This window comes from Methanocellales archaeon (assembly GCA_028715985.1).
In the GTDB taxonomy this organism is placed as follows: Archaea; Halobacteriota; UBA148; order UBA148; family UBA148; genus UBA148.
Genome location: JAQUQR010000007.1, coordinates 83,131 through 92,188, shown reverse-complemented (window position 1 = coordinate 92,188; position 9,058 = coordinate 83,131). Strand labels below are relative to the sequence as shown.

The 9,058-nt window shown below is 42.1% G+C and carries 10 protein-coding genes and 1 tRNA gene; 10 read left to right on the top strand and 1 reads right to left on the bottom strand.

Translation table 11 applies throughout. The features are described from left to right. A partial coding sequence (locus PHI74_06860) for a replication factor C large subunit (GenBank protein MDD5485728.1) occupies window positions 1-1,192 on the bottom strand: 1,192 nt, incomplete at its 3' end. A 127-nt stretch (window positions 1,193-1,319) separates the two neighbouring features. Between PHI74_06860 and PHI74_06855 the strand changes: the two genes are divergently transcribed. The 10 genes from PHI74_06855 (at window position 1,320) to PHI74_06810 (ending at window position 8,824) form a co-directional block, all read left to right on the top strand. Continuing rightward, window positions 1,320-1,934 (top strand): tetrahydromethanopterin S-methyltransferase subunit A, encoded by a 615-nt coding sequence (locus PHI74_06855; GenBank protein MDD5485727.1) that lies wholly within the window; start codon window positions 1,320-1,322, stop codon window positions 1,932-1,934. Continuing rightward, a complete protein-coding gene (gene mtrH / locus PHI74_06850; GenBank protein MDD5485726.1) occupies window positions 1,904-2,836 on the top strand; it encodes a tetrahydromethanopterin S-methyltransferase subunit H in 933 nt (310 codons plus the stop codon). The genes PHI74_06855 and mtrH overlap by 31 nt, the downstream gene beginning before the upstream one ends. 294 nt (window positions 2,837-3,130) lie before the next feature. After that, on the top strand, window positions 3,131-3,349 hold the full coding sequence (locus PHI74_06845) for an LSm family protein (protein ID MDD5485725.1): 219 nt from the start codon (window positions 3,131-3,133) through the stop codon (window positions 3,347-3,349). 12 nt (window positions 3,350-3,361) lie between these two features. Continuing rightward, entirely contained in the window at window positions 3,362-3,538 is a 177-nt protein-coding gene (locus PHI74_06840) for a 50S ribosomal protein L37e (GenBank protein ID MDD5485724.1), read from the top strand. Beyond that, a complete protein-coding gene (gene purF / locus PHI74_06835) occupies window positions 3,535-4,947 on the top strand; it encodes an amidophosphoribosyltransferase (GenBank protein ID MDD5485723.1) in 1,413 nt (470 codons plus the stop codon). Before PHI74_06840 ends, purF begins: the two co-directional genes overlap by 4 nt. A 15-nt stretch (window positions 4,948-4,962) precedes the next feature. Then, window positions 4,963-5,457: a phosphate-starvation-inducible PsiE family protein gene (locus PHI74_06830; GenBank protein MDD5485722.1), complete on the top strand. Its 495-nt coding sequence runs from the start codon at window positions 4,963-4,965 to the stop codon at window positions 5,455-5,457. An 18-nt stretch (window positions 5,458-5,475) separates the two neighbouring features. After that, window positions 5,476-5,600, top strand: a tRNA-Leu gene (locus tag PHI74_06825). A 61-nt stretch (window positions 5,601-5,661) separates the two neighbouring features. Then, window positions 5,662-6,480, top strand: coding sequence for a tyrosine-type recombinase/integrase (locus PHI74_06820; protein MDD5485721.1), 819 nt, complete (start codon window positions 5,662-5,664; stop codon window positions 6,478-6,480). A 372-nt stretch (window positions 6,481-6,852) separates the two neighbouring features. Further along, window positions 6,853-7,788 carry a HEPN domain-containing protein gene (locus PHI74_06815; protein ID MDD5485720.1) on the top strand — a complete coding sequence of 312 codons (936 nt, stop codon included), beginning with the start codon at window positions 6,853-6,855 and terminating at the stop codon, window positions 7,786-7,788. Window positions 7,789-7,924: 136 nt separating this feature from the next. Continuing rightward, entirely contained in the window at window positions 7,925-8,824 is a 900-nt protein-coding gene (locus PHI74_06810; GenBank protein MDD5485719.1) for a hypothetical protein, read from the top strand. Window positions 8,825-9,058: the final 234 nt, after the last annotated feature.

Genomic DNA, 9,058 nt, shown 5'->3' with positions numbered 1-9,058 from the left:
TGCCGAGTAAGAAGGCGATCTCGTTTTGGCTCAGGTCCAGCATTGCAGAGATTTCAATCGCATTTTTCCTGAATATGGCCTTTAGAAACGGGATCAGCTCAGACCTGGCGTATCGCTGCGAGGCATGACAATGTTTTCCGATTTTGGCTGCAATGGAATCCCGCACAACTCTAACCGATTTCGCTTGCCCCATTTTTTTCCATATTGCGGGGGATTTATAGGGGACATATCCGTGATGTTTCTTTGACTTAGCGGCTTGAACACCGCAGGTCATCATCTCCCCGGCGTACTTCCAAAGGCCGTAATTCTGTCTTCTCCTGACTCTCCCAAGAAAAACATCTGACCGCGACAGGGCCTCGAAGCCCTTGGCGAGGTCCTCGCCCTTATACTCTCGGGGGAGGTTTTCATCTATCCAGTGGATGAAGTCCTCAGGGTTTTCATCCAGGGAGTATGAGGCATATAACGCCCTCTTTGGGTCACTTCCCTTGAATATCTCTTTCATGACATCAAATATCGATTCTTTCGTGTCTCTGATCCCGATCACAACGTCCTCACTATGGACTTTTTTTCGTCCTTGTGCGATTGCCTGTAGGTCATTGATGGCAGACCTGACATCACCGGCCCTGTTCCCGATGAGTTCTATCGCCCCCTCGTCACAGTCAATCCCCTCCTCCTGACAAATCCTGCGTAGAAGGGGCATGATGGATCGGCTTTGAACACCTCTGAACTGGATAGGCTTGCACGATCCCCTGAGCGTTTTTGACATATCGTAATATTCATTTGCTATCAAAACTATCGGCTGATGGGTCTTTTTAATCAATTCACCTATGGCTTTAACGCCCCCCTGATCGACATCCCCGTAGATATTGTCCGCCTCATCCAGGATTATCAGCCTTCGGCCAGATGCACCCCCTAGAAAGGTACCGGTTTGTGCGGCAGAGCCCGCAATCTTCTGAATGACGGCTGCAGTTCGTTGTTCACTTGCGTTTAGCTCGATGGTCTCCCAACCCATATCGTTTGCAAGCGCGTATGCTGCCGATGTTTTTCCGATGCCAGGGGGCCCATATAGGATTGCAGTCTTTTTATGAACGTTCCAATCCTCTGCCCATTTTTTCAGCTCAGTAACTGCTTTATCATTTCCGATTATATCGCTCAATATTTCTGGCCGATATTTTTCCGTCCATGCGATCATCATAAAGTACATTGGCAATAAGTAAATTAACCTTTGTCACATGATGTTATGATATGTTATGATCCTCATCGCAAGGGGCACTCAAAACTCGAGCCGATCTGAGGATGCTGAATCAGGAGATTGAATCATGGATGAATGGCCTGTTATAAGAGGGGACTACCAAATTGGGGACAAAGAATCCCGGGTAGGCATAGTCACGCTCGCAAGCCATTTCGATCTTAAGCCCGGGGAGCTAAGAAAGGTTGCAATCATGGGCTCTTGCAAGACCGAAAATCTCGGGATAGAAAAGGCAATAACGAATACGATCTCCAATCCAAACATACGTTTCATATTGCTCTGTGGGAATGAGTCCAGGGGGCATCTAAGCGGTCACACGCTAAAAGCGATCCATGCCAATGGCATTGATGATAATGGCAAAATAATCGGTTCAGAGGGAGCAATACCATTTATCGAGAACATTTCGGCTGATGCCATAGAGCGTTTTCAGAAGCAAGTCCAGATCATTGATTTGATTGGTGAAACGAATCTTGAAATCATCTTGCAGGTCGCAGAAAAATATGGTGATATGGGCGAGATATACCCGGAGCCGCCATTTTTAATCCAGGCGGTGAAGAGTAAGCGCCAGAGAAGGACCATACCCATAAGTATGTCCAGAGATATCATGATATCTGAGAATGTGTTCCTGGATTCTTCTAGCGGGGTCATAGAGATATGTTCAGGTTCCGACAAGAGCAAAAAATAGTTGATATCGCTGGGGTAAAAATCGGTGGCCAACCGGGAGAAATTCCCGCCGTACTGGCAGGTACGATATTCTATCCGAATCACAAGATCGTCGATGATGAAGACAAAGGACTCTTTAACGAGAAGGAGGCCGAGTCACTGATAAACATGCAGTCCGAAAGCGCCGATGAGACGGGCAATCCATGCATGGTTCATGTTTTTGCCTCCAGCAAAATTAATGTAAAAAGATATATCGACTTCGTCAGTGAAATCACAGAGGCACCATTTTTGATCGATTCGATTGAATCTAGCGTTAGGATGGAAGGCATCCGATATGTCACGGAAATAGGTCTTGCGGATCGGGCTATTAACAATTCCATCAACATGGGTATTACGGATGATGAAAGAAATATGCTGAAGGCTTCAGATGTCGATTCATCGATTGTCATGGGCTTTAATGCAATGGACTCTTCCCTGGAGGGTCGAATAGCCCTTCTGGAAAGTGGTGCAGGCGTTGGTGAAAAGGGTTTGCTCCAGATCGCAGAGGATTGCGGAATATCGAAAATACTTATCGACCCCTCTATCACACCCATCGGAAATGGGGCCGGAATAGCACTTAAGATGACCCTGGTTGCAAAGGCAAAATGGGGTCTTCCAGTCGGATCAGGAATCCATAACGCTCCACTGGCTTGGGACTGGCTAAAAGGCAAAAAGAAAAAGGACTTCATGATCTATAGGGCATGTGACATTGGCTCCATAGGACTGCAGCTGATAGTTGCTGGCGATTTTGTATTGTACGGGCCCATTGAGAGCGCACCCTATGCCTTTCCGATGGCTGCGATGACAGACATAATGGTTGCCGAAGCAGCTGAAGATTTCGAGATTATTCCTAGTGCAAATCATCCGATAAACAGGTTGGTATGACCTACTGATTCTTGGGCGTTTAATTTGGATATCCTCTCTATCGGAAGTTTTTCATACTGCGAGTGGAGGAGCCATGGAAAGTAATGAGAAGTAAACGGGAATGAGTTGGATAATCTTGCGGCTGATATAATATCGTAAATCAGTAGCTTTATTTTTGTGTAATGTTATTGGGGTACATGCGCGATATGCCTACTTACCTACCTATCTATATTATATATGAAAAGGTTACAATAAAGTGGTGCTTAAGTAGGACGTAACCTAAAATCAAAATTATCGTATTGGAGGAGCTTCTATATGGAAGACAGACCATTGGATATTCTAAACAAATCGCTAAACGCACCCATTATAATACGACTTAGGGGTGGAAGGGAGTTCAGAGGAGAACTCCAAGGCTATGACGTCCATATGAACTTGGTATTAGGCAAGGCAGAGGAACTGAAGGACGGCGAAGTTACCAGAAAATTGGGTACGATCGTAGTAAGAGGCGATAACGTCGTCTATATATCGCCATAAGAGGGATCAAAGATGTCAAAGGGAACTCCATCAATGGGTAGAAGAAATAAAAAGACACATATCAAGTGTCGACGATGTGGCAGTGTATCTTATCATTTCAATGATAGGGAATGTGCTTCATGCGGATTCGGAAGGACGAGCAGAATACGGAGTTATAGTTGGATGAAAAAATCGGTTAAAAATGGGTGAATTTTTTGAAGGAGAAATGCGGCGTCGTGGGCGTCTCACTCAAGAACGGAGAGACAGACCAAGCGGCGTTGATCACCTATTATGCATTATATGCCCTTCAACACAGGGGGCAGGAATCCACGGGTATCGCAACGTATGATGATAAGATTTACATAGACAAGGGAATGGGCTTAGTATCAGATGTTTTTAACAAAGCGAGATTGAGGGAGCTTAGGGGGAATATGGGGATCGGGCATGTCAGGTACTCCACCGAAGGCGCCTCTAAAATTGAAAATAGCCAGCCCCTGCTCATCAGTTACAAGAGGGGGGCCATAGCCATTGCACATAATGGTCACTTGGTCAATTATAGGGAGTTGAGGGCTGAGCTGGAGGCGGAAGGGCGAATTTTTATAACGGACTCCGATACGGAGGTAATAGCGCATTTACTCGTCAAAGAGCTTCTCGTGTCTGACTTTATAGAGGCGGTTAGGAGCTTAATGCAACGCATTATCGGATCCTACTCGCTAACGCTTCTCTTTGATGGCATGGTTGTGGCTGTTCGGGATCCATTGGGTATAAAACCCCTGTGCATAGGTAAGATGAATAATGGGTATATAGTCGCATCTGAGAGTGCGGCCATAGATACTGTGGGTGGCACCCTGCTCAGAGATGTTCGTCCAGGAGAACTCGTGATTCTGAGAGACGGTAAAATCGAGAGTCGCCGCATATATCGGTCCCAGAACACTGCGCATTGTTTTTTTGAGTTCACCTATTTTGCTAGGCCGGATTCGATTGTGGATGGTTTGCTGGTATATGATGTCAGGCGGCGAATAGGGGAAATACTGGTGGAAGAGCATGACGTGAATGCAGACATAGTATGTCCTGTGCCGGATTCCGGAGTCACTTTTGCCATAGGCTACTCTATAAGATCAGGCATAGGGTATATCGAGGGGCTGATGAAGAACAGATACATTGGCAGAACTTTCATCATGCCCGCTCAGGAAATGAGAGATATCGCAGTTCGCCTGAAGTTAAATGCCATACGGGCAAATGTCGAGGGTAAAAGGGTGGCGCTGATTGATGACAGCATCGTCCGGGGCACCACCTCTAAGAGAATTGTCGATCTAATACGCAGTGCAGGGGCAAAAGAAATACACATGAGGATTGGATGTCCACCGGTGATCTCTCCCTGCTATTTTGGCATCGATATGGCAACTAGGGCGGAATTGATAGCTGCTCACAAGAGCGTAGAGGGCATTGCACTGATGATGGGGGTGGAATCGCTCGGTTATGTGAGCATAGATGGGCTGGTGAAATCTATTGGGATTCCTAAAGAAAACCTTTGCTTGGGGTGTATAACCGGGAGATATCCTATCGAGATTCCAGGTGAGGAATGCATAAGGAAGCAATTAAGATTGGCTCAGTTTTAAATAAGATTCGCTCTAATGACTGAACTGACTGGGCTGAAATGCAATGAGCAAGTGAGGGACATCCTGATGTCAATAGATGAGAAGGCTATGGAATGGAGGTCAAAGCTGATGACCGTCCTAGACATAATTTATATAATGCTCTATGCGGTCATCGCCTTCTTCTTGACCTTAACTGCTTTCGCATCTTTCGTAGTTGTTGGTAGCGCTCTGTTGGGCGCTATTGGTGCCGAGAGCCCGATTTTGTTTATAATAACGGCACTCAAGGACATATTCATAGCCATAATCGTTGTTGAACTGCTACTAACCGTCATGGTTTTCATACAAAAAGAGCAGATTGACATGCGACTGCTATTGGGTGCAGGACTGACTGCCATGGTGCGAAAAGTGCTCCTGTTTGGCGTGGAGGAAGTGGATATTGCGGAGATGATGGCAGTAATTGCATTGATACTTGTACTGACGTTTGCAATGATCGCATTCACGAAATATAGGACCGCAGTGGAATGTGAATAAATAAACAGTGATCAATCAGCGGGGGTTGCCAAGTCTGGTCAAACGACCTTTTTGGCTGAGCTTGGTCAAAAAGGAGGATTGCAGGCGCAGGATTCAGGGTCCTGTCTCGTAGGAGTTCGGGGGTTCAAATCCCCTCCCCCGCATGGCTTTACTCTAAGCAAAGCAGATTTTGGTATTAATACCAGTATTAATACTGAGGAAACAATCGATTCTTTTGAAAGATTCTGCAAGATAAGGCTCCAACTATCTGATCTTACGGTTATAGGGCACATCCAGCACATTAGACTCTTTTTGCGGTCTATGAACAATGAATTAGTAGAGACAATCACCATTCAAGATGTAGAAAACTTCATGCACGAATACCTTGAGTCGAAATCTGCAAATACTTATAGAAAAATGCTATGCACTCTAAAAGTATTCTTTAGGGACTTTCTCAAGAGACCTGACATTATCGCTGACTTCAAGTTTCCAAAGATTCCGATAAAGTCAAAGATGGGACTGGTAAACAAGGGACAGCTAAGGATATTCTATGACGCACTGCCGAGTTTAAGAGAGAAAGCTGTATTTCTTATGTATGCTACCACAGGTCTGAGGTGCAGCGAGGTTCTGGACCTGAGTTTCGAAGATGTGGACTTTTCGTTGCGGATGGTCATGCCAAAGAACCACAGTGGTAACACCAAGAAATCATGGGTATCTTTCTATAACAAAGAGTGTGATGCTGTATTAAAGGAGTATCTTGAACAGAGAATGGATCGAGGTGTTAAGATCTTTTCAGTATCAAAGAAGAGAATAGAGACCCTTTTTAGTATGACAAGCAGAGAAGTCAACATCCGCATCACGCCACAGACTTTGAGGGAGTGGTTCTGCAGCGAGATGGGTAGATTGGGCGTTCCTGATCGCTATGTGGATGCCTTCTGCGGCAGAGTTCCAAAGAGCGTTCTGAGTAGACACTACACCGATTATTCTCCGGAAGTGTTGAGGGAGATTTATGAGAAGGCAAAACTAAGCGTTCTCAGTAATTGAGACAGAAAGATCCAGTATGGAAGGAAATAGAATGCAATAAGGACTTAAAAATCCAAATAGAATAAATAGACTCCTCTTTTACCTTTTTGTAGTCCAACTTTCAATCCCTGATTAGCTCGCAGCGGGACACTGAACCCAAGACTTTAACTTAGTTCAGCCAAAGCCCCGCTGCTCGCTTAAGATTTTTGATTGTAGTAAAGATCTATCGCTGATATGCGAATTTGTCAGGTGTAAAACAAAGTAAGAAAACAATCATAATAGATTAGAGCCATGTTTTTAATAAAGATACAAGAATAGTGAGATAAAGAATGTCTTGATACAAAATTGGGAAAGATTGTTAGTTTCTAAAGTCATTGATGACAAGGAGATGAAATGTCTAAAAAGGAAATACATTTTATGGCCATTTTATCGAATACTGATCCATCTATTCTAAATGTAAAATTAGACTATGGTTTTAAAATACATGCAATACCTCAAATCAAAGGCTTTGAAATTATTTCTGCTTTAGAATGTCTTCCACCGTGGCAGGTTAGTGGAATGGCTAGTAGAATGCTGCATTTTGATTTTTGGAGCGTCTCTGACCAAAAGTTCTATTATATTGGAAATTCCTTTGAAAGCTACACTGAAACGAGTGATAAGGGGCATAACCCCATTTTTTCTTCCGAAGCATCCGCGTTTGAGAAGAATATCAAGGATTACTTAGAACCTGTAATTCGACTAATGAGACTTTTTAAAGAAGGAAATATTTGTATGCCAGCGTATTATTACTACGTTATCGATAATAACATTCCACGACCATTGATGGCACTTAGGAAAGGTTTCCATGTCTCACAAGAATTGTATACTTTGGAAAGTTCTGAAATATCAGATTTACAGTTATTCATTCAAAATACAAAATTGCCATTCAAAGAGTCTTTCTTACAGCTAGCATTTGAGAACTTTGAAACATCTTATCACATCCGTAACGTAAACTTATCATTTTTATCGCTTATGATTAGCTTAGAGACTTTATTTAGCCCCGATGTAAGGGAATTAAGATATAGAGTTTCTAGAAATTCAGCTGTACTTCTCGGAAAAGAAAAAGAGGATTCGGAAAAGATTTTTTCTGAGGTTAAAGACTTGTATGATAAGCGATCGAAGATTGTCCATACTGGGGAATCAAATATTATTAACAATGAAGATTTGCTAAAGTTACGCCACTATGTCAGAGAGTCAATTAAAGAAGTCAACAAGATAGGTAAAAGTAAGGATGAACTTTTGGATATTTTGAATTCATGTGGATTTGGAAAGAGGCCATGTACAAAGTGAATAGTGGGAGATCATTATAGTTTGTAATAAATGAACAGAATTATTTTTGTTTAATCAGAAACAAGGATTTTGCAACGTATGTTAAGAGCCTAAATGCGAAATGTTAAAGTATAGGAATTTTTTTATATAATATAAGATGGTTGCAGATAAAACTAAGGGAAAGAAGGAAGAGCCAATTCAAGAAGCACCAAAGCGTGAAAATAACGCTAATCGTTTGTTGGTTATCTTTACAGCTGTGTTGGCTATATCTACAGTTATGTTGGTTATTCTTGCATTTCAATCAAATCAAATAAGTCAAGAACTCGCTAGTATTACAGAAAAATCAAATCAAATAAGTCAAGAACTCTCTAATATTACAGAAGAATTTTATGAATATCATCCTCCAAAAGTCAGTGTCATCTATGGATCAGTTTTAAAATTATATGTACTAAATAACTCAAATTATGAAACTTGTTTAACTATAGTGGGTATATCACAAGTTTATAACAGTGGAACTGCGGATGATGATGCTTTTGTAAGGCAACAATATTGGGGTTTGGGGTCTAATACAACCATAGAAAGAGATTTGGGATTTAGTTTGATATTTGTCCAAGAAGGTGAAGTGATTCAAAGAATTAGGGCTATAGAAAAGATTGATGCAAGATTGAGTGCAGAAGGCTCTCCGTACCCAATTCCTGTACGTGCTGGAGGTCCTGCTGTAGAAATACCCATTTTATTAACTTCTTCAACAAAAGAAAAATTTAAATTAAACAGTAAACTCAATCTAACGATTGGAAAAGATATACGGCTAGAAATTATCGATCCGATTAATAAAAATGTTACTGCTAATGAAAGTGCTTTTATAGGACCTGCTAATATCACCTACGTTATGGGAGAAACAACCGCTAAGATGGAAACTAGTGATGGAAGATCATTAACTATTGACGTTAGATACACTGAAGATGTGGATACTTACAAGTCTTGGAAACAAACATTTTTGTTTGAGCAGGGTATTGTTGCTCCAGTTTTAATAGATCCCAAACAAATTGAAGTATAAAGTGAAAGCGGGAAAATAAACCAAGAGATTAGAGGGTGTAAAGTCCACATTTTGAGTTAACTTGAGGATTGAAAAATGCATTTCAGAAAGTTAAATTTAGGGAGGTAATATAAAGAAATCATAGCTGGAATGCTAGAAATGAGAATTACCTTTTCACTACTTTTGGCGTTATCAGGAAAAGCATTTTAAGTTTTAACTCCTCTTTTAAAATCATAGTAGAAATGATTAGGAGGA